This window comes from Streptomyces sp. NPDC029151, from assembly GCF_055564315.1.
This window is the reverse complement of record NZ_JBVHWQ010000008.1, coordinates 174,882-197,946: the sequence shown is the minus strand read 5'-3', so window position 1 is coordinate 197,946 and position 23,065 is coordinate 174,882. Positions and strand designations below refer to the sequence as shown.

Annotated in this window: 26 protein-coding genes; 14 read left to right on the top strand and 12 right to left on the bottom strand. The window is 69.3% G+C overall.

Annotation, left to right across the window (positions count from 1 at the left end):
• Positions 1–40 precede the first annotated feature (40 nt).
• Both ACZ4VF_RS28070 and ACZ4VF_RS28065 read right to left on the bottom strand, forming a co-directional pair.
• The gene (locus ACZ4VF_RS28070; protein WP_467929396.1) at positions 41–1,159 is read right to left on the bottom strand and encodes a lipid II:glycine glycyltransferase FemX; all 1,119 of its coding nucleotides are present in this window, start codon (positions 1,157–1,159) and stop codon (positions 41–43) included.
• A 118-nt stretch (positions 1,160–1,277) separates the two neighbouring features.
• A complete protein-coding gene (locus ACZ4VF_RS28065) occupies positions 1,278–1,592 on the bottom strand; it encodes a hypothetical protein (protein ID WP_467929394.1) in 315 nt (104 codons plus the stop codon).
• 274 nt (positions 1,593–1,866) lie between these two features.
• On the opposite strand from ACZ4VF_RS28065, the gene rpsF reads away from it, so the two are divergent.
• From rpsF to rplI, 4 genes are all read left to right on the top strand, one after another.
• Positions 1,867–2,157 (top strand): 30S ribosomal protein S6, encoded by a 291-nt coding sequence (rpsF, locus tag ACZ4VF_RS28060; RefSeq protein ID WP_014673750.1) that lies wholly within the window; start codon positions 1,867–1,869, stop codon positions 2,155–2,157.
• 81 nt (positions 2,158–2,238) lie between these two features.
• The gene (locus ACZ4VF_RS28055; protein WP_467929392.1) at positions 2,239–2,817 is read left to right on the top strand and encodes a single-stranded DNA-binding protein; all 579 of its coding nucleotides are present in this window, start codon (positions 2,239–2,241) and stop codon (positions 2,815–2,817) included.
• A gap of 81 nt (positions 2,818–2,898) precedes the next feature.
• Positions 2,899–3,135, top strand: coding sequence for a 30S ribosomal protein S18 (rpsR, locus tag ACZ4VF_RS28050; protein ID WP_003949403.1), 237 nt, complete (start codon positions 2,899–2,901; stop codon positions 3,133–3,135).
• Between the two features lie 18 nt (positions 3,136–3,153).
• A complete protein-coding gene (gene rplI, locus ACZ4VF_RS28045) occupies positions 3,154–3,600 on the top strand; it encodes a 50S ribosomal protein L9 (protein ID WP_189984877.1) in 447 nt (148 codons plus the stop codon).
• 147 nt (positions 3,601–3,747) lie between these two features.
• Here the strand turns inward: rplI and ACZ4VF_RS28040 are convergent, their stop codons facing one another.
• Positions 3,748–5,085, bottom strand: a complete 1,338-nt coding sequence (locus ACZ4VF_RS28040; protein ID WP_467929391.1) for an MATE family efflux transporter — start codon at positions 5,083–5,085, stop codon at positions 3,748–3,750.
• A gap of 482 nt (positions 5,086–5,567) precedes the next feature.
• On the opposite strand from ACZ4VF_RS28040, the gene dnaB reads away from it, so the two are divergent.
• Positions 5,568–7,046, top strand: a complete 1,479-nt coding sequence (gene dnaB, locus ACZ4VF_RS28035; protein ID WP_467929390.1) for a replicative DNA helicase — start codon at positions 5,568–5,570, stop codon at positions 7,044–7,046.
• 64 nt (positions 7,047–7,110) lie between these two features.
• Here dnaB and ACZ4VF_RS28030 read toward each other — a convergent pair whose 3' ends face one another.
• On the bottom strand, positions 7,111–7,677 hold the full coding sequence (locus ACZ4VF_RS28030) for a dihydrofolate reductase family protein (protein WP_467929388.1): 567 nt from the start codon (positions 7,675–7,677) through the stop codon (positions 7,111–7,113).
• 252 nt (positions 7,678–7,929) lie between these two features.
• Here ACZ4VF_RS28030 and ACZ4VF_RS28025 point away from each other — a divergent pair, with 252 nt between their 5' ends.
• The gene (locus ACZ4VF_RS28025) at positions 7,930–9,315 is read left to right on the top strand and encodes a serine hydrolase domain-containing protein (protein WP_467929387.1); all 1,386 of its coding nucleotides are present in this window, start codon (positions 7,930–7,932) and stop codon (positions 9,313–9,315) included.
• A 77-nt stretch (positions 9,316–9,392) separates the two neighbouring features.
• Here ACZ4VF_RS28025 and ACZ4VF_RS28020 read toward each other — a convergent pair whose 3' ends face one another.
• Together ACZ4VF_RS28020 and ACZ4VF_RS28015 are read right to left on the bottom strand one after the other, a co-directional pair.
• The gene (locus tag ACZ4VF_RS28020; protein WP_467929386.1) at positions 9,393–9,845 is read right to left on the bottom strand and encodes a GNAT family N-acetyltransferase; all 453 of its coding nucleotides are present in this window, start codon (positions 9,843–9,845) and stop codon (positions 9,393–9,395) included.
• Positions 9,846–9,854: 9 nt separating this feature from the next.
• Positions 9,855–10,313, bottom strand: coding sequence for a MarR family winged helix-turn-helix transcriptional regulator (locus ACZ4VF_RS28015; protein WP_467929384.1), 459 nt, complete (start codon positions 10,311–10,313; stop codon positions 9,855–9,857).
• A 145-nt stretch (positions 10,314–10,458) separates the two neighbouring features.
• On the opposite strand from ACZ4VF_RS28015, the gene ACZ4VF_RS28010 reads away from it, so the two are divergent.
• Positions 10,459–11,667 carry an MFS transporter gene (locus ACZ4VF_RS28010; protein ID WP_467929383.1) on the top strand — a complete coding sequence of 403 codons (1,209 nt, stop codon included), beginning with the start codon at positions 10,459–10,461 and terminating at the stop codon, positions 11,665–11,667.
• A gap of 108 nt (positions 11,668–11,775) precedes the next feature.
• Entirely contained in the window at positions 11,776–12,195 is a 420-nt protein-coding gene (locus tag ACZ4VF_RS28005; protein WP_467929382.1) for a GlcG/HbpS family heme-binding protein, read from the top strand.
• Positions 12,196–12,299: 104 nt separating this feature from the next.
• On the opposite strand, the gene ACZ4VF_RS28000 is transcribed toward ACZ4VF_RS28005, so the two are convergent.
• Positions 12,300–13,166 (bottom strand): GNAT family N-acetyltransferase, encoded by an 867-nt coding sequence (locus tag ACZ4VF_RS28000; RefSeq protein ID WP_467929655.1) that lies wholly within the window; start codon positions 13,164–13,166, stop codon positions 12,300–12,302.
• 150 nt (positions 13,167–13,316) lie between these two features.
• Here ACZ4VF_RS28000 and ACZ4VF_RS27995 point away from each other — a divergent pair, with 150 nt between their 5' ends.
• Entirely contained in the window at positions 13,317–13,940 is a 624-nt protein-coding gene (locus tag ACZ4VF_RS27995; protein ID WP_467929380.1) for an HAD family hydrolase, read from the top strand.
• A 45-nt stretch (positions 13,941–13,985) separates the two neighbouring features.
• Here the strand turns inward: ACZ4VF_RS27995 and ACZ4VF_RS27990 are convergent, their stop codons facing one another.
• The 4 genes from ACZ4VF_RS27990 to ACZ4VF_RS27975 all read right to left on the bottom strand — a co-directional run bounded on the left by ACZ4VF_RS27990 (position 13,986) and on the right by ACZ4VF_RS27975 (position 16,915).
• On the bottom strand, positions 13,986–14,468 hold the full coding sequence (locus ACZ4VF_RS27990; RefSeq protein ID WP_467929379.1) for an NUDIX domain-containing protein: 483 nt from the start codon (positions 14,466–14,468) through the stop codon (positions 13,986–13,988).
• A gap of 425 nt (positions 14,469–14,893) precedes the next feature.
• Entirely contained in the window at positions 14,894–16,042 is a 1,149-nt protein-coding gene (locus ACZ4VF_RS27985; RefSeq protein ID WP_467929378.1) for a cystathionine gamma-lyase, read from the bottom strand.
• Entirely contained in the window at positions 16,039–16,530 is a 492-nt protein-coding gene (locus tag ACZ4VF_RS27980) for a low molecular weight protein-tyrosine-phosphatase (protein ID WP_467929376.1), read from the bottom strand. The genes ACZ4VF_RS27985 and ACZ4VF_RS27980 overlap by 4 nt, the downstream gene beginning before the upstream one ends.
• 7 nt (positions 16,531–16,537) lie before the next feature.
• Positions 16,538–16,915, bottom strand: a complete 378-nt coding sequence (locus tag ACZ4VF_RS27975; protein WP_467929375.1) for a phage holin family protein — start codon at positions 16,913–16,915, stop codon at positions 16,538–16,540.
• Positions 16,916–17,019: 104 nt separating this feature from the next.
• Between ACZ4VF_RS27975 and ACZ4VF_RS27970 the strand changes: the two genes are divergently transcribed.
• The 4 genes from ACZ4VF_RS27970 to ACZ4VF_RS27955 all read left to right on the top strand — a co-directional run bounded on the left by ACZ4VF_RS27970 (position 17,020) and on the right by ACZ4VF_RS27955 (position 19,366).
• Positions 17,020–17,337: a cupin domain-containing protein gene (locus ACZ4VF_RS27970; protein ID WP_467929654.1), complete on the top strand. Its 318-nt coding sequence runs from the start codon at positions 17,020–17,022 to the stop codon at positions 17,335–17,337.
• A gap of 132 nt (positions 17,338–17,469) precedes the next feature.
• On the top strand, positions 17,470–17,682 hold the full coding sequence (locus tag ACZ4VF_RS27965; protein WP_467929374.1) for a DUF5326 family protein: 213 nt from the start codon (positions 17,470–17,472) through the stop codon (positions 17,680–17,682).
• Positions 17,683–18,103: 421 nt separating this feature from the next.
• Positions 18,104–18,829, top strand: a complete 726-nt coding sequence (locus tag ACZ4VF_RS27960; RefSeq protein WP_467929372.1) for an IclR family transcriptional regulator — start codon at positions 18,104–18,106, stop codon at positions 18,827–18,829.
• 99 nt (positions 18,830–18,928) lie between these two features.
• Entirely contained in the window at positions 18,929–19,366 is a 438-nt protein-coding gene (locus ACZ4VF_RS27955) for an SsgA family sporulation/cell division regulator (RefSeq protein ID WP_467929371.1), read from the top strand.
• A 147-nt stretch (positions 19,367–19,513) separates the two neighbouring features.
• Here ACZ4VF_RS27955 and ACZ4VF_RS27950 read toward each other — a convergent pair whose 3' ends face one another.
• Entirely contained in the window at positions 19,514–20,992 is a 1,479-nt protein-coding gene (locus tag ACZ4VF_RS27950; RefSeq protein WP_467929652.1) for a YibE/F family protein, read from the bottom strand.
• Positions 20,993–21,242: 250 nt separating this feature from the next.
• On the opposite strand from ACZ4VF_RS27950, the gene thiC reads away from it, so the two are divergent.
• Positions 21,243–23,045, top strand: coding sequence for a phosphomethylpyrimidine synthase ThiC (gene thiC, locus ACZ4VF_RS27945; RefSeq protein WP_467929370.1), 1,803 nt, complete (start codon positions 21,243–21,245; stop codon positions 23,043–23,045).
• The last annotated feature ends 20 nt before the right edge of the window (positions 23,046–23,065 follow it).

The following is a 23,065-nucleotide window of genomic DNA, read 5'->3' as shown; positions in this document are numbered from 1 at the left end:
TGTGTGAGCTGTGAAGGCTATGGAATCAAACGCCCGCGGCTCAGCGGCGCGACATGTAGATGTCGAGCGCCTTGTGGAGCAGCTTGTTCAGCGGGAAGTCCCACTCGCCGAGGTACTCCGCGGCCTGGCCGCCCGTACCGACCTTGAACTGGATCAGACCGAAGAGGTGGTCGGTCTCGTCCAGCGAGTCGGAGATACCGCGCAGGTCGTAGACGGTCGCGCCCATCGCGTAGGCGTCGCGCAGCATCCGCCACTGCATGGCGTTCGACGGCCGCACCTCGCGTCCGATGTTGTCGGAGGCGCCGTAGGAGTACCAGACGTGTCCGCCGACGATCAGCATCGTCGCCGCGGACAGGTTCACGCCGTTGTGGCGGGCGAAGTACAGCCGCATGCGGTTCGGGTCCTCGGTGTTGAGGGCCGTCCACATGCGCTGGAAGTACGACAGGGGGCGGGGCCGGAAGTGGTCGCGGACGGCCGTGATCTCGTACAGCCGCTGCCACTCGGGCAGGTCCTGGTAGCCGCCCTGGACGACCTCGACGCCCGCCTTCTCGGCCTTCTTGATGTTACGGCGCCACAGTTGGTTGAAGTTCTTGTGGACCTCTTCCAGGGAGCGGTTCGCCAGCGGCACCTGGTAGACGTAACGGGGCTGCACGTCACCGAAGCCGGCGCCGCCGTCCTCGCCCTGCTGCCAGCCCATCCGGCGCAGCTTGTCGGCCACCTCGAAGGCGCGCGGCTCGATGAAGTCGGCCTCCAGGTCGCGCAGCCGCTTGACGTCCGGGTCCTGGATGCCCTTCTTGATGGTCTCCGCGTTCCAGCGGCGGATGATCACCGGCGGGCCCATCTTCACGGAGAAGGCACCCTGCTGCTTCAGGTGCGCCAGCATCGGCTGGATCCAGTCGTCCAGGTTCGGCGCGTACCAGTTGATGACCGGGCCCTCGGGCAGGTAGGCGAGGTACCGCTTGATCTTGGGCAGCTGGCGGTAGAGGACCAGGCCCGCGCCGACCAGCTGGCCGCTGCGGTCGAACCAGCCGAGGTTCTCCGAGCGCCACTCCGCCTTCACATCTGCCCAGGCCGGGACCTGCATGTGGCTCGCCGCCGGCAGGCTCTGGATGAATGCCAGATGCTGCTCGCGACTGATGGTCCTCAGGGTCAGGCTCATTCGGGGCGCTCCTCGGGCTGGTGTGTCCCCATGGGTACAGGGGCTCCGGCTCTCGCGCCGAAGCCTACTGCGCCGTGCGAGCGCCCCGACTGGGCGTATGGCCCTTGAACCCGGCGGATCAGCCGATCAGCCCGCCGAACAGGCCGCCGTGCGCCATGCCGATCAGGAAACCGACGCCTGCGGCACCGAGACCCAGGATGAGGAAGAACCGCTGCCTCGTGGTCACCGAGATCCACTGCCCGTAGACGCCTGTTGCCAGTGCCACCAGGCCCGCCCAGGAACTCAGCAGGTGGAGGCTGTGGAAGAAGCATGTGACGAAGGCCAGCAGGCCCAGCGCGAATGTGGTCGCCATCAGGGCGTCCTGCAGCGGATGGGGCTTGCCGTCCGTGGCGAACAGGGAACCGGCGGTGTTGGGTCGCAATGCCTGTGCCATGGGCACCTCCTGCGGAAGCGGCGCATCGTAGCGCCGTACACACCCGATGGGTACAGATTGTGGGCCTCCACGCCCGGATTTCAACCGGACGCGGGTGTGCGGGTAGTCTGTACCGTCTGCACTGGTGTCTGCCCAGACCTGTCCAGGTCACACTGGCCCGGGTCCCCTGAGGGGGCCCTGATTGTCAGTGGTGGCCGATACCGTTGCGTACGCATCACAACCCTCCTGCCACGGAACGACCGTGGCCGCTGAGTCCAAAGGAGGTGGGTTCCACATGCGTCACTACGAGGTGATGGTCATCCTCGACCCCGATCTCGAGGAGCGCGCTGTCTCCCCGCTGATCGAGAACTTCCTGTCCGTCGTCCGTGACGGCGGCGGCAAGGTTGAGAAGGTCGACACCTGGGGCCGTCGTCGTCTCGCCTACGAGATCAAGAAGAAGCCCGAGGGCATCTACTCGGTCATCGACCTGCAGGCCGAGCCTGCGGTCGTCAAGGAGCTCGACCGCCAGATGAACCTGAACGAGTCGGTCCTCCGGACCAAGGTCCTCCGCCCCGAGACCCACTGAGCGCTCCCGCTCAGCTGATCTCGGGATTCGAGTAGCAGCAACCAAGCAGCCAGAGCAGCAAACCCGCCGAGAGGTTCCCCCATGGCAGGCGAGACCGTCATCACGGTCATCGGCAATCTTGTCGACGACCCCGAGCTGCGCTTCACCCCGTCCGGTGCGGCGGTCGCGAAGTTCCGTGTCGCGTCCACCCCCCGCACCTTCGACCGCCAGACGAACGAGTGGAAGGACGGCGAGAGCCTCTTCCTGACCTGCTCGGTCTGGCGCCAGGCGGCGGAGAACGTCGCCGAGTCGCTCCAGCGAGGCATGCGCGTCATCGTGCAGGGCCGGCTGAAGCAGCGGTCCTACGAGGACCGCGAGGGCGTCAAGCGCACGGTCTACGAGCTGGACGTCGAGGAAGTCGGCCCCAGCCTGCGCAACGCCACGGCCAAGGTCACCAAGACCGCCGGTGGCGCTCGCGGTGGCCAGGGTGGTTACGGCGGCGGCGGCGGCCAGCAGGGCGGCGGCTGGGGCTCAGGCTCCGGTGGCGGCCAGCAGGGCGGCGGCGCTCCGGCCGACGACCCGTGGGCGACCGGCGCTCCCGCCGGTGGCAACCAGGGTGGCGGCGGCTGGGGCGGCGGCTCCGGCAACGGCGGCGGCTACTCGGACGAACCCCCCTTCTAGGCCTTCGGGCCAGGCCTCCGGGCCGGTCCGGGTCGAGGGCGGGTCGTACCCCAACTTCTTGATCACACAGGAGAAACACCAATGGCGAAGCCGCCTGTGCGCAAGCCGAAGAAGAAGGTCTGCGCTTTCTGCAAGGACAAGGTCACGTACGTGGACTACAAGGACACGAACATGCTGCGGAAGTTCATTTCCGACCGCGGCAAGATCCGTGCCCGCCGCGTGACCGGCAACTGCACGCAGCACCAGCGTGACGTCGCCACGGCCGTCAAGAACAGCCGTGAGATGGCGCTGCTGCCCTACACGTCCACCGCGCGCTAAGGGAAGGGTGACCGACTCATGAAGATCATCCTCACCCACGAGGTCTCCGGCCTCGGTGCGGCCGGCGACGTCGTCGACGTCAAGGACGGCTACGCTCGCAACTACCTGATCCCGCGGAAGTTCGCTATCCGCTGGACCAAGGGTGGCGAGAAGGACGTCGAGCAGATCCGTCGTGCTCGCAAGATCCACGAGATCCAGACCATCGAGCAGGCCAACCAGGTGAAGGCCCAGCTCGAGGGCGTCAAGGTCCGCCTGGCCGTCCGCTCCGGCGACGCCGGTCGTCTCTTCGGTTCCGTCACCCCGGCCGACATCGCGTCCGCGATCAAGGCTTCCGGTGGCCCCGAGGTCGACAAGCGCCGCATCGAGCTGTCCGCTCCGATCAAGACCCTGGGCGCCCACGAGACGTCCGTGCGTCTGCACCCCGAGGTTGCCGCCAAGGTCAACATCGAGGTCGTCGCGGCCTGATCGCCGCGTGATCGCTGCGCTCGCTTGAGCCAGTGAAAGGGGCCGCACCCTTTGGGGCGGCCCCTTTCCCATGCGTGCCTTCCTGTGAGGGCGTCGCTCTCCTGAAGGCATGTTTCACGTGAAACGGTCAGTGCGCCTGTGAAACGGTCAGCGGGTTGCGCCGGTCACGATCCAGCGGCCTGAACGGGCCCGCAGCCACAGGGTCAGCAGCCGGATCGTCATCATCAGCGTCATCGCCGCCCAGAGGGCGGTGAGCCCGCCACCGAGCGTGGGAACGAGCAGCGCCACCGGAGCGAACACCGCCAGGGTGACGACCATGGCCCAGGCCAGGTAGGGACCGTCGCCCGCGCCCATCAGGACCCCGTCCAGGACGAAGACGATCCCGCAGACGGGTTGCGACAGTGCCACGAGCAGCAGGGCCGGCAGCGCGGCGCCCTTCACCCCCGAGTCGCTGGTGAACAACGGCAGGAAGAGCGGCCGTGCGGCCACCACGATCAGGCCCAGTACGACACCGGTCGCGAGGCCCCACTGGATCATGCGGCGGCAGGCCAGGCGTGCCCCTGGGGCGTCGTCCGCGCCGAGGTAGCGGCCGATGATGGCCTGTCCCGCGATCGCTATCGCGTCGAGCGCGAAGGCGAGCAGGTTCCACAGGGAGAGGATGATCTGGTGCGCGGCGATGTCGGCGTCACCGAGATGAGCGGCTACCGCTGTGGCGATCATGATGTTCGCTCGCAGGGAGAGCGTGCGGACCAGGAGAGGCACGCCGGCCTGGGCCGAGGCCCGGATGCCGGCGGCGTCCGGCCGGAGTGAGGCCCCGTGCCGGTGGGCCCCGCGTACGACGACGATGAGGTAGACGGCCGCCATGCCGCACTGCGCGACGACCGTGCCCCATGCGGAGCCGGCGATGCCGAGCCCGGCGCCGTAGACGAGTCCCGCATTGAGGGCGGCGTTGGCGATGAAGCCGGCGACGGCGACGTAGAGCGGGGTCCTGGTGTTCTGCAGCCCGCGCAGTACTCCGGTCGCGGCAAGGACGACGAGCATGGCGGGGATGCCCAGCGCGGAGATGCGCAGATACGTGGTGGCGTAGGGGCTCGCGGTCGTGGAGGCGCCGAAGAGGTCCACGATGCCGGGGGCCAGGGGCAGGACGACGGCGATCACGGCGAGGCCCAGCAGGAGCGCCAGCCAGATGCCGTCCATGCCCTGGCGGATGGCCGCCGGGAGATCACCGGCTCCGACTCGGCGGGCGACGGCGGCCGTGGTGGCGTAGGCGAGGAAGACGAAGACGCTCACGGCGGTGGTGAGGAGCGCCGAGGCGATGCCGAGACCGGCAAGCTGAGCGGTGCCGAGATGGCCGACGATCGCACTGTCCGCCATGACGAAGAGAGGCTCGGCGACGAGCGCGCCGAAGGCCGGGACGGCCAGCGCGACGATTTCTCGGTCGTGCTGCCGTCGAGTGGCCTTGGGGATCTCCGGAGCCTGTGTCATGAGCATCAATCTAATCGTCCACAGGTAAGTGATGCAACTGGCTAGTGATCCTTACTTTTTCCTGCGGGCCGTGTCCTTTCGGGCGCCGTTCGATGCGATCTTGGCCCGACTGGGGAAGTTTTTTCTCTGCACAGCCGGTGGATCATAAAGGCGCAGGTCAGTGGCTTGGCGGTGGGGAGATCGAGGGCTTGTTCACAGGGCTTTCCACCGAGTCGTGCACAGGTTTCGCCGAGTTCTCCACAGCATCGGGCCGGTCGTCCACATGGCCTGTGGATAACCAGATTGGCTGACGGTGCCGACGGGCCTACGGTTGTCCGGCGCCCGCTCCTTCCCCCGGCCCGGCAAGCGTCCTTCTTCCGGCCGGGGAATCGTCACAAATCCGACGTCGCAAGAACCGGAGTTGGGCCTCTTAGTTGTCAGTGTCGTGCCGTACAAAAGAGGCCACGGCGAGGTCCGCCGTGCGGACGGGAGGAGGTGGCTCGGTGAGCATTTCCGAGCCCTTGGACGATCCGTGGGCCGACAGCGGACCCAGTGATCGTCTGCCGGCCTCCCGTCGGCGTGGTGACGGCGGCCGGGGTCGTGACGAACAGCACGACCGGGGCCGGGACAACAGCGGCTGGGACGGCGGAGGCTCCGCCTTCGAGCGGGTGCCGCCCCAGGACCTGGACGCCGAGCAGTCGGTCCTCGGCGGCATGCTGCTGTCGAAGGACGCCATCGCGGACGTCGTGGAGATCCTCAAGGGCCACGACTTCTACAAGCCCGCGCACGAGACGATCTACCAGGCCATCCTGGACGTCTACGCCAAGGGCGAGCCGGCCGACCCGATCACCATCGCCGCCGAACTCACCAAGCGCGGCGAGATCAACAAGGTCGGCGGCGCCGCGTATCTGCACACCCTCGTCCAGACGGTGCCGACGGCGGCCAACGCCGAGTACTACGCGGAGATCGTCCACGAGCGGGCCGTCCTGCGCCGCCTGGTCGAAGCCGGCACGCGCATCACGCAGATGGGATACGCGGCCGACGGCGACGTGGACGAGATCGTCAACCGCGCCCAGGCCGAGATCTACGCGGTCACCGAGCAGCGCACCAGCGAGGACTACCTCCCGCTCGGCGACATCATGGAAGGCGCCCTGGACGAGATCGAGGCGATCGGCTCGCGCAGTGGCGAGATGACGGGCGTGCCCACCGGGTTCACCGACTTCGACTCGCTGACGAACGGCCTCCACCCGGGCCAGATGATCGTCATCGCGGCCCGTCCCGCCATGGGTAAGTCCACCCTCGCCCTGGACTTCGCGCGGGCCGCCTCCATCAAGAACAACCTGCCGAGCGTCATCTTCTCGCTCGAAATGGGCCGCAACGAGATCGCGATGCGCCTGCTGTCCGCGGAGGCCCGGGTCGCCCTGCACCACATGCGGTCCGGCACGATGACCGACGAGGACTGGACGCGGCTCGCCCGCCGGATGCCCGACGTGTCGGCCGCACCGCTGTACATCGACGACTCCCCGAACCTGTCGATGATGGAGATCCGCGCCAAGTGCCGGCGCCTCAAGCAGCGCAACGACCTGAAGCTGGTCGTCATCGACTACCTCCAGCTGATGCAGTCCGGTGGCTCCAAGCGCGCCGAAAGCCGTCAGCAGGAGGTGTCGGACATGTCCCGTAACCTCAAGCTGCTCGCGAAGGAGCTGGAGATCCCGGTCATCGCGCTGTCCCAGCTGAACCGTGGCCCCGAGCAGCGCACCGACAAGAAGCCGATGGTCTCCGACCTGCGTGAATCCGGCTCCATCGAGCAGGACGCCGACATGGTCATCCTGCTGCACCGCGAGGACGCCTACGAGAAGGAGTCCCCCCGGGCGGGTGAGGCCGACCTGATCGTCGCCAAGCACCGAAACGGCCCGACGGCGACCATCACGGTGGCGTTCCAGGGCCACTACTCCCGCTTCGTCGACATGGCCCAGACCTGATCCAACAGGGGTGGAAGGGCTCGCTGCCGATGTCGTGAGACGAGAGCGGGTGGTGTGCTGCTGCTCAGTGCCTCGTCTCGTACCTGGTCAGGACCACGCCATCGGGAAACGGCCGCGTCTCCACCAGGTTCAGGTTCACCCAGCTGTCCAGCGCGGTGAAGAACGGCGTGCCGCCGCCCACCAGGACCGGATGGGTGGCGATCACGTACTCGTCGATCAGCCCGGCGCGCATGGCCGCCCCGGCAAGCGTTGCCCCGCCGATGTTCATGGGGCCGCCGTCCTCGGCCTTGAGCCGGGTGATCTCGGCGATCGCGTCGTCGGTGACCAGGCGGGTGTTCCAGTCGACCTCGTCGATCGTCGAGGAGAACACCACCTTCGGCGTGTCCCGCCAGTTCCGGGCGAACTCGATCTCCGCCGGGGTGGCGTTCGGCTGCTGGTCGCCGGTCGGCCAGTAGGAGCTCATCGTCTCCCACAGCTTGCGCCCGTACAGCGACAGGCAACTCGCCTGCTCGTGGTCGAGCCACCACTGGAACAGCTCGTGGCTCGGCGGTCCGCTCCAGCCGATGTCGTCGCCGGCCGCGGCGATGTAGCCGTCCAGAGTCAGGTTCATGCCGTAGATCAGTTTTCGCATGGTCCAGCCTTCCGTCCGTGACCGTCCGGCCGTCCGTGACCGTCCGGCGTACAGACCGGCGCGGCTCGGAAAACTCATCGGATACCACGGGCTCGACACTGATCGTGGGTGACAAGGCCGTGAGGCAGCCGGGAACGCCCGGGTAGAGCAACAACGACTCGTCCCGAGCAGTGAGTCCCTACAGCCGGGGCCGGTCACCTGTGTACGGCAAATGGATTCGACGCCCGCCTCCGCACCGGGTGGACTGGGCCCATGACGACAACTCAGGAAGCGCTGCTGCCCGGCACCCGCCGCGCCCTGCTGCACCGCATCGCCGTCGCGCAGGCCGAAGGACGGGCACCGTCGCTGGTGGCCGCCGTCGTACGGGACGGGCAGGCGGTCTGGCACGGGGCGCGGACCTCGGTGGACGGGCACGGACCGGACGAGACCGTCCAGTACCGGATCGGGTCCATCACCAAGACCTTCACCGCCGTTCTGGTGATGCGGCTGCGTGACGAGGGCCTGCTGGACCTCGGTGATCCGCTGGAGAAGCATCTGCCGGGCACCGGCGTGGGGGAGGCGACGATCGCGGAACTCCTCGCCCACACGGCGGGGTTGGCGGCCGAGACGCCCGCGCCCTGGTGGGAGCGGACGCCCGGTTCCCTGCGGCCGGAGTTGAGCGATGTGCTCGGGGAGCACCCCCTGGTGCACCCCGTCGGCCGACGGCACCACTACTCCAACCCCGGGTACACCCTGCTCGGTGCCCTGGTGGAGGCAGTGCGCGGCGCTGGCTGGGAGGAGGTGCTGCGCGACGAGATCCTGGAGCCCCTGGGACTGCACCGGACCACTTCGCAGCCGGTGCCTCCGCACGCGGGCGGCTGGGCCGTGCACCCGTGGGCCGACGCCATGCTGCCCGAGCCGCTGGAGGACCTGGGCCGGATGGCGCCGGCCGGCCAGCTCTGGTCGACCACCGGGGACCTGGCACGGTTCGCCGCGTTCCTGGCCCGGGGGGACGACCGCGTCCTGAGCGCGGAGTCGGTACGGGAGATGCGCACCCCGGCCGCGCCCGCCGAGGCCGCCGATGTGCTGGACGGAGCCGCGTACGGGCTGGGCATGCAGATTCAGCGCCGGGACGGCCGGCTGCTCGTCGGGCACTCCGGATCCCTGCCGGGCTTTCTGGCGAACGTCACCATCAGCGTGGACGACGATGTGGCCGCGGTGGTGCTCGCCAACTGCACCAGCGGTCTGCTGGTGGGGGCCGTCGGAGCGGACCTGGTCCGGATCGTCGCGGAGGCCGAGCCACGGATCCCCGAGCCCTGGCGGCCACTGCGGGAGGTGGATCCGGCGGTGCTGGAGCTGGTGGGGCAGTGGTACTGGGGGACTCATGCCTTCGGCCTGCGCGCGACCGCCGACGGCCTTCTCGCACTTGCGCCCCTGGCGGGCGGCGGTCGCCGGGCCCGGTTCCGGGCGAACGGCGACGGCACCTGGACGGGACTGGAGGGCTATTACGCCGGTGAGCTGCTGCGGCCCGTGCGGCGTCCGGATGGATCCCTGAGCCATCTCGATCTTGGCTCGTTCGCGTTCACCCGACAGCCGTACGAGCCCGGGTCGTCGGTGCCCGGGGGTGTGGATCCGGAGGGATGGCGGGGTATCGGCTAGCCACCGGTCACGGGGGTATGTTTCACGTGAAACACACCCCCGGTCGCATCGAGGTGCTGCAGGCGCGCAGCCGCAGATCACAGGGACAGCTTGAAGCCCTCGTGCGAGGCGGAGAAGCCCAGCCGCTCGTAGAAGCGGTGTGCGTCGATGCGCGTCTTGTCCGACGTCAGCTGCACCATCCGGCAGCCGAGCCGCCGCGCGGTGTCGATCGCCCATTCGATCAGCTGGCTGCCCAGCCCGCTGCCCCGCTCGTCGGCGTGGATACGGACCGCCTCGATCAGCGCCCGGGTGGCCCCCTTGTGCGAGAGCCCCGGGATGATCGTGAGCTGGAGGGTTCCGATCACGCGGCCATCGCGTACGGCGACGACGACATGCTGGTTCGGGTCGGTGGCGAGGCGCTCCAGCGCGGTCCGGTACGGCGTCAGGTCGTCGGGGGACTCACGCTGGGCACCGAGCGGATCATCGGCGAGCATAGCGACGATCGCCGGCAGGTCGTCGGCGGTCGCGGCGCGTATTTCAAGATCTCCCATGCGGGCACCCTATGCGGGGACGTTCAGCGACTCCACCGCGCGGACCAGGGGGGCGAGTTCAGGGTTCCTGGCAGCGTCGTCGAGGGCCTCGCGCAGGGCGGCGTCGTTGGTGGGCCGGGCCTCCTCCAACAGGCGCAGACCCGCCGAGGTGACGTTGGTGTAGATGCCACGCCGGTCGGTGGGGCACAGATAGCGCTCCAGGAGGCCGCGGTCCTCCAGCCGGGTCACCAGGCGCGTGGTGGCGCTCTGGCTGAGCACGACCGCGTCGGCGACCTGCTTCATCTGCAGGTGCCCGCCCTCGCCGTCGTGCTGCCTGCTGAGCACGTCCAGCAGTGAGTACTCGCGCACGCTCAGATCGTGCTTGGCCTGCAGGGCGCGCTCGATGTGCGCCTCGATCCTCCCGTGCAGCGCAGAGAGGGCGCACCAGCCCTGTGCGAGGGCAGTGAGCGCGGGGTCCGTCGCTGTCATTGGCGTTCTCCTCCGTCCCGGAGCGGCTGCATCCCAAGGGTAGAGCACGGGCGCAATAGCCAGCGGTTGCATTTAGTCCGCGTCTGCAATTATTGTGAACGAACGCAAAGCGCTCCTGCAATCGTCTGGGAAGGTGTACCCCTCCATGCCTCTCGCGCTTCTGGCCCTCGCGATCGGGGCCTTCGGAATCGGAACGACCGAGTTCGTGATCATGGGCTTGCTGCCCGAGGTCGCGGGCGATTTCGGGGTCTCCATCCCCACGGCGGGCCTGCTCGTGACCGGCTACGCGCTCGGCGTGGTCATCGGCGCTCCGCTGATGACCGTGCTCGGCACCAAGGTCCCGCGCAAGCGGATGCTGATGCTGCTGATGGGCCTGTTCGTCGCCGGAAACCTGCTCTCCGCCGTGGCTCCGACCTTCGCGATCATGCTGATCGGACGGGTGGTCGCCTCGCTCGCCCACGGTGCCTTCTTCGGCATCGGCTCCGTCGTCGCGGCCGAGCTGGTCGCGCCCCACAAGAAGGCCGGCGCCATCGCCATGATGTTCACCGGTCTGACCGTCGCCAATGTCGTCGGCGTCCCGCTGGGCACGTTCATCGGACAGAGCATCGGCTGGCGCGTCACCTTCGCCGTCGTCGCCGGCCTCGGCGTTCTCGGCCTGGCCGGTATCGCCAAGCTGGTCCCCGAGCTGCCGCGGCCGGAGGGCGTCCACCTGCGCCACGAGCTGGCCGCCTTCAAGAACGCGCAGGTCCTGCTCGCCATGGCGATGACCGTCCTCGGCTTCGGGGGTGTCTTCGCGGCCATCACCTACATCGCGCCGATGATGACCCACATCGCCGGTTTCGCCGACGGATCGGTCACCTGGCTGCTGGTCCTGTTCGGCCTCGGCATGGTCGGCGGCAACCTCGTCGGCGGCAAGTTCGCCGACCGCGCCCTGATGCCGATGCTGTACGTGTCCCTGGGCGCCCTGGCGGTCGTCCTGGCGCTCTTCACACTGACCGCTCACAACAAGATCACCGCGGCGGTGACCGTCGCCTTGATCGGCGCGCTGGGCTTCGCCACCGTGCCGCCGCTGCAGAAGCGCGTCCTCGACCAGGCGCACGGCGCCCCGACGCTCGCCTCGGCGGTGAACATCGGCGCCTTCAACCTGGGCAACGCCCTGTCCGCCTGGCTCGGCGGCCTGGTGATCTCGGCCGGCCTCGGCTACACGTCCCCCAACTGGGTCGGCGCCGCCCTCGCCGCCGCCGCTCTGGTCCTCGCCGTCCTCTCGGCCGCCCTGGAGCGCCGCGACCGTGCGCACGGCGCCGCCACGGTCTCCGGGACGCCGGCCGGGCAGCGGACCGCCGTCCACCACTGAGCCGCCCGCACCGCGGGCGCCTCGCCCCCCTTCATCGACAGACGTCCGTACCGGAGCGCCCTCCGGTACGGCAGCATCCCGCACCAGCACCAAATAGGAGACAGCTCCATGAGCACCACCGCCGTCACCCCGCTCACCATCGAGGACGCCGAGCTGCTCGTCGCCACGGCCCGCCGGGCGGCCGAGGACGCCGGAGTCACCGTCAGCGTCACCGTCCTGGACGCCGGCGGCCACCTGCTCGCCTTCCGCCGCGACGACCGGGCCGTACTGATCTCCGGTGAGACCAGCACCCGCAAGGCCTACACAGCCCTGCAGCTGAACGCGGCCACCGCCGACCTGGTGGACGCCGTCCAGCCCGGCGGCCTCTTCCACACGCTGCCCACGGCCCTCGACCGGCCCCTGCTGTTCATCGCGGGCGGCATCCCCGTCCACCGCGACGGCCGGCTGATCGGTGCGATCGGTGTCGGTGGCGGTGCGCCGGAGCAGGACCACGGCTTCGCCACGGCGGCCGTGCAGGCGCTCGTCTGAGCCACAGGCCGTCTGACCCGCATCTCGTCCGGGTTACGCCCCGACCTCATGACGCCGGCCCCACCGCCTCCGAGCGGTGGGGCCGGCGTCATGAGCTCCGGGGCTCAGCCGGCGGCGACCGTCAGAGGCGCGAACCGCCGGGACCAGTCCCCCGGAAGCTCGGAGATGCCGTAGGTCATCACCGAGTTGAAAGCGACGGATGAAAGCCCCCGCTCCTTCGCCCAGGTCAGCAGCTCCTCGTGGCGCACGTCGATGTCGGTGCGCAGCGGGCGCGCGGTACGCGCCGCCAGCGAAGCGATCAGCGCCTTGGCGGTCTCCGTGTCCCGGGCGATCAGCGGGCCGACGACATGGGTGTCCATGTTGGGCCACGCGGCTGTGTAGCCGATGAGCCGTCCGTCCTCCTCGGCCACCCGCAGCTGATCGGCGAAGGCGGGCAAGCGGGTGATGAGGGGCGTGCGGTCGGTGCCGAACACCTCTTCGTCGAGACGCAGGATCGCGGGCAGGTCCTCCGCGGTGGCGGCGCGCGTGACAACCGCGGGTTCCGGTCCACCGGGTGTGAAGCTGCCCCTCAGCATCTCCGCCCGACCTGTCACCTTGAAACCCAGCTCCTCGTAGAGGGGGCGACCGTACGGCGTGGCGTGCAAGGTCAGCGGGGTGGTTCCCATGAGCGACACGACGTGCCGCATCAGGCGGCGCCCGATGCCCTGACGGGCGTGGCGTCCAGCCACCAGAACCATGCCGATGGCGCCGAGATCCGGCCGCTCCCACGCGCCGTACTCCGTGACCACGCACGCGGCGACGAGGCCGCCCTCCGGGTCATCGATGCCGTAGCCCTTCCCGGCCGAGAGCAGAAGGCCCCACTTGTGTTCCTCGCGCGGCCACCCCCGGTCCTCGGACAGGTCGGCGCAGTCAGTCAGATCGCGAAGCGTCAGGCGGCGGACGGGCAGAGCAGCGAGGGAAGGAGTCGGCACGCAGGTCAGGCTCTCCGACCGGCACCCTCGCCGTCCACCGGTTTCGATGCGGACGCACGTGCTTTTGGCCAAGTCGTAGCCATGCGCACGGCTGATCGAAAGCGGCGGGTGTTTCACGTGAAACATCGGCGGCCCACTAGCCTCTGCGCCATGGCGCGACTTCATCTCTTCGATCTCGACGGCACGCTGTTGCACGGCACCACCGCGCCGGTGGAGATTTCCCGCCAGTTGGGCCTGGAGACGGAGACGGTGGCGCTGGAGCGCGCGATCGCGGCGGGCCGGATCGGTCCCCCGCAGTACGCTGCCCAGGTCCACGCCCTCTGGGCGGAGCTGACCGAGGCCCATGTGCGAGCCGCGTTCGAGGCGGCTCCCTGGCTGGCCCGGATCCGTGAGGTCTGGGCGCAGATCAGAAGCGTGGGCGAATACTGCGCGGTGGTGTCCCTCTCGCCCTCCTTCTTCGTGGAGCTCCTCCTCGACTGGGGCGCCCACGCGGCACATGGGTCGCGTTTCCCGGCCGTACCGTTCACCGAGCCTGTCGACCCGTCCGGGGTGCTCAGCGCCGCCGCCAAGGTGACCATCGCGGACCGTCTGTGCGCGGAGTTCGGTCTGACGCGGGCCGACTGCGTGGCCTACGGCGACTCGTCGTCGGACACGGAGCTGTTTGCCGCCGTACCGGTGTCCGTGGCCGTCAACGCCGATGCCCACCTGGCCGGGCTCGCGACCCACTCCTACACAGGCCGGGACCTGTGGGATGCCTATGAGCTGGTCGGATAGGGCCCGGTACGGCGGACGGACTGCTCGCCGCTCCCGGGTGGCCGCCTATCCGAGATCAGGAGCGTGCATGGCGCGGACCCCCTCGATGTTCCCGTCGAGATAGTGACGCAGGGACAGCGGGACGAGGTGGACGGAGGCGATGCCGACACGGGTGAACGGGACGCGGACGATCTCGTACTCACCGGCCGGCTCCTCCACCTCGGGACCGTGGCGCAGGGCCGGGTCCATGGACTCCAGCCGGCAGACGAAGAAGTGCTGCACCTTGACGCCGGTGGAGCCTCCGTCCTCACCGATGTGCTCCACCGTGTCCACGAAGCACGGCACCACGTCGGTGATCTTGGCGCCGAGTTCCTCGTACACCTCCCGGTGCAGGGCGTGCACGACGGTCGAGTCCCCAGGTTCGACTCCGCCACCGGGAGTGACCCAGTAGGGATCGACACCGGGCTTGGTGCGCTTGATCAAGATCAGGTCCTCACCGTCCAGCAGAACGGCACGGGCGGTGCGCTTGACCACGGGTCGGACGGTCATGGGAGAAATGTGGCCCGGCTGGTTCCACGTGAAACATCGCAAAGCGCCACGACACGACCGCAGCGCGTACGCCCCCGGTCGACGGTGTCGGCACCAGGCCGTGGCGGCGACGGCACCGCCGGATCATGCAGGGTGGCGATCACGCCCGGCGCCGGGGCCGGGCGCACGGATAGCGGGCAGGGCCGCGAGTCCGGCCCCGGTGACCGCACAGGAAGAGCACGGCCCGTAGAGCACGGTCCGTAGATCGGGAACGTCAGAGGTCCGCAGCAAGGCCGGCACCCTCTGCCGTTAGCGTGATTGAACACTGACACAGAGTCAACTAGCCTTGTGGGTGGGGTCGTTCCCCGTGAAAGCCACGGACGGTCCGAGCCACGAGGGGGGAGGCTCGGACCGTCCGGACGGCTCGGCGCGCGACCGCCCCGTGCTCACTCCGCGGACTCGTCCAGGGCGCGCAGCACGTCGGCCACCAGGTCCTCCGGGTCCTCCGCGCCGACGGACATGCGGATGAAGCCCTCCGGGACGGCGTCCCCGCCCCAGCGGCGACGGCGTTCGGCGGTGGACCGTACCCCGCCGAAGCTGGTCGCGTCCTCCACCAGTCGCAGGGCCGCGAGGAAACGCTCGGCTCGCGCGCGCGTGGGCAACGTGAAGGAGACGACACAGCCGTAGCGACGCATCTGCTGCGCCGCGATCTTGTGCGCGGGGTCGTCGGGCAGGCCCGGGTAGCGCAGGCCCGAGACCTCGGGCCGCTCTCGCAGCGCCTCCGCGACCGTGAGGGCCGTGGCGTTCTGCCGGTCGACGCGCAGCTGGAGCGTGGCGATGGACCGGTGCGCGAGCCAGGCCTCCATCGGCCCGGAGATCGCACCGACGATCTTGCGCCAGCGGCGTACGGCGGCCATCGCCTCGGCGTCGCGGCCGGTGACGTAACCCAGCAGGACGTCACCGTGCCCGGTGAGCTGCTTGGTGCCGCTGGCCACGGAGAAGTCGGCACCCAGTTCCAGCGGGCGCTGCCCGAGCGGGGTCGCGAGGGTGTTGTCGACGGCCACCAGGGCGCCCCGCGCGTGTGCCGCCTCGGCCAGCCGCCGGATGTCGCACACGTCGAGCCCGGGATTCGACGGGGACTCGATCCACAGCAGCCGCGCCCCGTCGAGCACCTCCAGCTGGGCGTCCCCGCCGGTCGGCGCGGTGCGCACCTCGACGCCGTACGCCTCCAGCTGGGCGCCGACCATCGGCAGCACCTGGTAGCCGTCGGACGGCAGCACGACCGCGTCCCCCGCGCGCAGCTGCGAGAACAGCACGGCGGAGATCGCCGCCATGCCGGAGGCGAAGACCAGCGTCTCGGTGTCCTCCCGCCCGGGCGCCTCCAGCTCGCTGACCGCCCGCTCCAGCAGAGTCCAGGTCGGGTTGTCGTCGCGACCGTACAGGTACGAGCCCGTGGCCTCGCCGGGCAGGTGGAAGTGTGCCGCGAAGACCGGTCCGGGCAGGGTCGGTTCGTGCTTGACCGGCTCGGGCAGCCCCGCCCGTACCGCGCGCGTGCCGTCGCCGGTGCGGCCCTCGTCCTTCGTGGCGTCGCTCATGCGGCCCGTCCTTCCAGTTCTTCCCGTACGGCGGCGAGCACGCCGGTGCTCGCCGCCTCCACCATCTCAAGGCACTCCTCGAAGCCGTCCCGCCCCCCGTAGTACGGGTCGGGCACATCGAGGTCGTCGCCGGCGGCGGGGTCGAAGGAACGGAGCAGGCGGACCTTGCCCGCGTCCTCCTCCGTGGGCGCGAGGCGACGCAGGGCCTTGAGATGGCCGGTGTCCAGGGCGATCACGAGGTCGAGGCGGGCGAACCACGACGGCAGGAACTGGCGGGCCGTGTGCTCGCTGTCGTAGCCGTGCTCCTCCAGGACGGAGACCGTGCGCGGGTCGGCGGGCTCGCCCTCGTGCCAACCGCCGGTACCGGCGCTGTCGGCCGCCACCAGGTCCTCGAGCCCGGCCTCCGCCACGCGCGCGCGGAAGACGGATTCGGCCATCGGGGAGCGGCAGATGTTCCCGGTGCACACGAAACAGACGCGGTACGTCATGAGGGGGTCAGTCCTCGTCGGGCAGGACGACGTGCAGCGCCCAGGAGACGACGGAGACGATCAGACCGCCCAGAACGGCCGTCCAGAAACCCTCCACATGGAAACTCAGGTCGAGCTTGCCGCACACCCAGGAGGTCAGCAGCAGCATCAGGGCGTTCACCACCAGGGTGATCAGGCCCAGCGTCAGGATGAAGAGGGGGAAGGTGAGCACCTTCACGACCGGCTTGACCAGCCAGTTGACCAAGCCGAAGATCAAAGCGACGACGATCAGCGTGCCGGCCTTCTTGGCGGTGCTGTCACCGGTGAGCGTGATCTTGTCGAGCAGCCATACCGCGACCGCCAGAGCGCCCGCGTTGACGATCGTCTTGACTACGAAATTCTTCATGTGTCTGATCGTGGCAGACCGGACGGTCCCTGGCCGTACGGGCGGCGAGAGGTACGGCGGTGAGCAGCGGAAGAGCGAGCAGTGAGGCGAGGGCGGCAGCGACGATGAAGGCATTCCGGCTGGACGAACTGGAGGCGGAACGCGCCGCCAACGAGGGCGCTTACCTGCAGTTCCTGCGCGAGCGGAACATGTCGGTCGGCCTGTACGCCCTGGACGCGGGCGAGCACGACCCGCAGAAGCCGCACAACCAGGACGAGGTGTACTTCGTGGTGAGCGGCCGGGCCTCGGTCACGGTCGGCCTGGAGACGACCGAGGTGGCGCGGGGCAGCATCGTGTACGTGCCCGCCGGAGTCGCCCACAGGTTCCACCACATCAGCGAGGACCTCAGGGTGCTCGTGGTGTTCTCTCCGCCCGAGGCGTGAGCCGGACCCCCGGGGTTCCCTAGGGGACGGGTCAGGGGGAGACAAGGGATGCGAGGCCCCCGTTCGGGCCCCGCGCGGCCCTAGCATCGAGTGCGGAACACCGACAACGCACGAGACGCAAAGGACGAGGGCATGCGAGAGATCTTCGCGGGGCTGCCGTGGTGGGTGAAGTGGGTCGCGGTGCCGGTCATCGCCCTGGTCGTGTTCGGCGGCCTGATAGCGAGCGTGGTCGGTTTCGTGATCGGCGTGCTGTTCAAGGTGCTGGTCTTCGTCGCCCTGGTCGGCGGACTGATCTACGTCGTGCGCAAGTTCATGGGGAACTCCTCCTCCCGCAGCGACTGGTGAGGCATCCGGGAGCCGGTCATCCATGACGGAGTGCCGGTTCCCTCGCGGGAGGGAAGTTTCGCCGGGACCGCATCTGTGCGCGGGGGCGGGCGGTTAAAGTCCGGAACCCCCGCGGGGCCCGGCCCCGTGGGTGACGCTGACCCCGCCGTGCTCTTCTCCGCACGGGCTCCCCCTCGCGCTTCGGGAGTGACCCTTGGCCACGGTTGACACCGCCCCGGCAGTACCCCAGGCACCACCCGCCCCACCGCGCCTCTGTACGCCCCCCGTCCAGCGCCCGGCTCCGCCGGTCGTTCCCGGCCAGCCGCACGCGGCGGACGTCACCGGCGTCCCGCGTGCCGCGGGCCTTCCCACACCGCCGCCCGGCACCGCCCGGCCGCGGACACCGGCCGCCGACGCGCCCACCTCCACGCTCATCGGGTCCGTGCAGCGCGCCATGCGCCTGCTGGAGACCGTGGCCGCCCACGCATACGGCGCCCCCGCCAAACAACTCGCCCGCGAGACCGGGCTAGCGCTGCCCACGGCGTACCACCTGCTGCGGACCCTGGTGCACGAGGGTTATCTGCGCCGTGAGAAGGGGTTGTTCTTCCTGGGGGAGGCCGCGGAGCGGCTGGGCCGCAGCGGGGCGCAGCAGAAACGTCGCAGCACGGTGGCGGACACGCTCGCGCACTGGCGGGATTCCATCGGTGTGCCGGTGTACTACGCGATGTACCGGGACGGCGAGATCGAGGTCATGTGCGTCGCCGAGTCCCGTCAGGCGCCCGCGGTCGAGGAGTGGGCCGACTTCCGCGAGACCGGCCACGCGCACGCCATCGGGCAGTGCCTGCTCTCCCAGCTGGACGAGGACGCGCGGCGCGACCATCTCGACCGCTATCCCGTGCGGCCCCTCACGCCGTACACCGTGCGGGACAACGACGCGCTGCTGCGGCGGCTGGCCCGCGCGCGGCGCATGGAGCCGGTGGTGGAGCGCCAGGCGTACGCGGTCGGGACGGTCTGCGCGGCGGTACCGCTCACGGTCGGTACCACCGCGGCCACCGTCGCCATCTCCCTCCCCGCCCACCAGGCGGACCGGCTGCTGCCCGCGGCGCACCGGCTGCAGGCGGAGATCGGGCTGCATCTGGGCTCGCTCACGCTCTCTATCAGTATCTGAAAACTTACTCCTTGTGATCTGTCGAGTACTTTCAGCAAGATTTGTCCACGGTCAGAGGGATCAATCCCGGCCAGTCGATGTCATATGACGGGGTAGGCGATGCGCGAGTCCGTGCAGGCAGAAGTCATGATGAGCTTTCTCGTGTCGGAGGAGCTGTCCTTCCGCATCCCAGTGGAGTTGCGCTACGAGACCTGTGATCCCTACGCCGTACGGCTCACCTTTCATCTTCCCGGTGATGCGCCGGTGACCTGGGCCTTCGGGCGGGAACTGCTGATCGACGGGGTCGGCCGCCCGTGCGGGGAGGGGGACGTGCACATCGCCCCTGCCGACACCGACGTACTGGGTGAGGTTCTGATCCGGCTTCAGGTCGGCTGTGACCAGGCCCTGTTCCGTTCGTCGGCGCCGCCGCTCGTGGCCTTCCTCGATCGCACGGACAAGCTCGTCCCGCTTGGACAGGAGGGTGCCTTGGCCGACTTCGACGCTCACCTGGACGAGGCGCTGGACCGCATCCTGGCCGAGGAACAGAGCGCCGGCTGAAGCGTCATGACACGGGGTGGAGGACCGCTGCGCCGTGACGGACGGACCAGTGCAGGAACGCTTCTGCAGAGGGGGGGCGAGGATGGGGGCGTACCGAAAGCCTTCCCGCTGCCCCTCGCCCGTCTCGCGCACTTCACCCCTCCCCTCTCACCGCTTTCGGCGTCGGCCCCGGCCACCACGGGCCGATGCGGGCTGCGCTCCCACGGGAGCCGGGGTGCCCGGGCCGGGCCGGTCGGCCGACACCACCAGTGCGGCCAGGGCCGTGGTGACCGGAACCGAGGCGACCAGACCGATCGAGCCCACCAGTGTGCGCACGATCTCCTCGGCCACCAGCTCACTGTTGGCCACGGTGCCGACGCTGCTCTGCGCGATCGAGAACAGCAGCAGCAGCGGCAGTGCGGCACCGGCGTAGGCGAGGACGAGGGTGTTGACCACGGACGCGATGTGGTCGCGGCCGATGCGGATGCCCGCCCGGTACAGGCCGCGCCAGCCCATCGACGGGTTGGCCTCGTGCAGCTCCCAGACGGCCGAGGTCTGTGTCACCGTCACATCGTCCAGGACGCCGAGCGAACCGATGATGACGCCGGCCAGCAGCAGGCCGCTCATGTCGATCGACGGGTACAGGCCGTGGATCAGACCGGTGTTGTCGTCCGTGTTGCCGGTCAGCGCGGCCCAGCCGATGAACAGCGAGCCGAGCACGCCGATCAGTGACAGGGAGATCAGGGTGCCCAGCACGGCCACCGAGGTACGGGCCGACAGGCCGTGGCACATGTAGAGCGCGATCAGCATGATGGCGCTCGCTCCGACCACGGCCACCACCAGGGGGTTCGACCCCTCGAGGATCGCGGGCAGGATGAACAGGGTCAGCACCAGGAAGCTCACGGCCAGGGCGACCAGTGCCATGACACCGCGCAGCCGGCCCACCACGACGACCGCCACCGCGAAGATGCCCGCGAGCAGCGCCATGGGGAGCTTCCGGTTCACGTCGGTCACCGCGTACTGCAGTTCCCTGGGGGCCGAGGGCTCGTAGGCGACCACCACCTTCTCGCCCTGACGCAGCTGCCGCGACTGGTCCGGCTGCACGATCTCCGTGAACGTACGACCCTTGTCCTTGCCAGTGTCGACCCGGACGGTCGCCTTCTTGCAGGTGCCGTCGGCCTGTTGCCGCGCCGAGGAGCCCTCGGCGGTGGCGGTGTCGCCGGTCGGGGTGCCGCCGGAGGCGTTCACCGACGTGCAGCTGACCCCGACCACCTGGGTGACCGTGGCCTGCTGGGTCTGCCGGTCGAAGCCGACACCCGTGCGCTTGTGCGACGGGGCCTGACCGGGCCAGAGCACCACGAGGCCGACCAGGACTGCCGCGGTGAAGGGGACCAGGACCGCCGCGATGACCTTGCGCAGGTGCTTGGACACGGGGGCGGCGGGCCCGTGGCTGTGACTGTGGCCATGAGAGTGACCAGGCCCGTTCGAGGAACCGTGGCCGCCAGGACGGCCGTGCCCGTCGTGCGAGCGACCAGGGGCAGGAGCGGCCGCACGGCTGCCTCCATGGGCGTTGCGGCCGTGTCCGCCGCCGTGCGCCGGGTCGTCCTGCCGGCGCGGTTCGGGCGGCTGGTAGGGGTATTGCTCCATCCTGGTCACCGCCCGATCATCGCAAGAACGATGGGGGCCCACTGTTCACCGCGCCACACATGACGCTAGCGTGGAGGCACCTTTGCACACGCGGGAGCTCGGAGCACCGGGCTGAGAGGGCGCTGACCTCCGTATACGCGATGTTTCACGTGGAACAACCGATGTTCCACGGGAAGCGTCGACAGACGGAAACCGCTGCGTCGACCGCCGAACCTGTTACCGGGTAATGCCGGCGTAGGGAGTAGGTCTCATGACCAACAAGGACGCACGCACGCCTGCCTCCGTTCAGAGCGAGACGTCGCAGGAGGCCGGGAAGTCCATCGGCTGGCACAAGGCGTACGTCGAGGGTTCGCGCCCCGACCTGCGCGTGCCGGTCCGTCAGGTGCACCTCACCAACGGGCAGTCCGTCACGCTGTACGACACATCGGGCCCGTACACCGATCCATTCGTCGACACGGATGTCCGCCGGGGCCTGCCGCCGCTGCGGGAGAACTGGATCATCGCCCGCGGCGACACCGAGGAGTACGCGGGCCGTCCGGTCCGTCCGGAGGACGACGGGATCAAGCACACCTCGCCGCGCGGCGGGCTGCGCAACCTGGACGCGGTCTTCCCCGGACGTCCGCGACAGCCGCGGCGGGGCCGCGACGGCCAGGCGGTGACGCAGCTCGCGTACGCCCGCCGGGGTGAGATCACGCCGGAGATGGAGTACGTGGCCCTTCGGGAGAACGTCTCGCCCGAGGTGGTCCGCGAGGAGATCGCGGCGGGCCGGGCCGTGCTGCCGGCCAACGTCAACCATCCGGAGATCGAGCCGATGATCATCGGCAAGCGGTTCCTGGTGAAGGTCAACGCCAACATCGGCAATTCCGCGGTGACGTCCTCCATCGAGGAGGAGGTCGAGAAGATGACCTGGGCGACCCGCTGGGGCGCCGACACGGTCATGGACCTGTCCACCGGCCGCAACATCCACACCACCCGCGAATGGGTGCTGCGCAACTCCCCCGTCCCCATCGGCACGGTGCCGCTGTACCAGGCCCTGGAGAAGGTCGACGGCAAGGCCGAGGAACTGACCTGGGAGATCTACAAGGACACCGTCATCGAGCAGGCCGAGCAGGGCGTGGACTACATGACCGTCCACGCGGGCGTCCGGCTGCCGTACGTCCCGCTCACCGCCAACCGCAAGACCGGCATCGTCTCGCGCGGCGGCTCCATCATGGCCGCGTGGTGCCTGGCGCACCACAAGGAGTCGTTCCTCTACGAGAACTTCGAGGAACTGTGCGAGATCCTCGCCGCCTACGACGTCACCTATTCGCTGGGCGACGGCCTGCGGCCGGGGTCGATCGCGGACGCCAACGACGAGGCGCAGTTCGCGGAGTTGCGGACGCTCGGGGAACTCAACCGGATCGCCAAGCGTTTCCACGTACAGACGATGATCGAGGGCCCCGGGCACGTCCCGATGCACAAGATCAAGGAGAACATCGACCTTCAGCAGGAGATCTGTGATGAAGCTCCGTTCTATACGCTCGGCCCGCTGACCACGGACATCGCGCCGGCGTACGACCACATCACCTCTGGCATCGGTGCCGCGATGATCGCCTGGTGGGGCACGGCGATGCTCTGCTACGTCACGCCCAAGGAGCACCTGGGCCTGCCCAACCGGGACGACGTCAAGACGGGCGTCATCACCTACAAGATCGCGGCGCACGCGGCGGACCTCGCCAAGGGGCACCCCGGTGCCCAGGAGTGGGACGACGCACTGTCCGACGCCCGCTTCGAGTTCCGGTGGGAGGACCAGTTCAACCTCGCGCTGGACCCGGAGACGGCACGGGAGTTCCACGACGAGACCCTTCCGGCCGAGCCCGCCAAGACGGCTCACTTCTGTTCCATGTGCGGCCCGAAGTTCTGCAGCATGAAGATCAGCCAGAGCATCACGGAACGGTTCGGTGGTGCCGGGGCCGAGGGCGCGTCGCAGGAGGAGATCGCGGCGGGGATGCTCCAGAAGTCGAAGGAGTTCGCCGAGACGGGGAACCGGGTCTACCTCCCGATCGCCGACTGAGCGACGAGCGGTGGACGCAC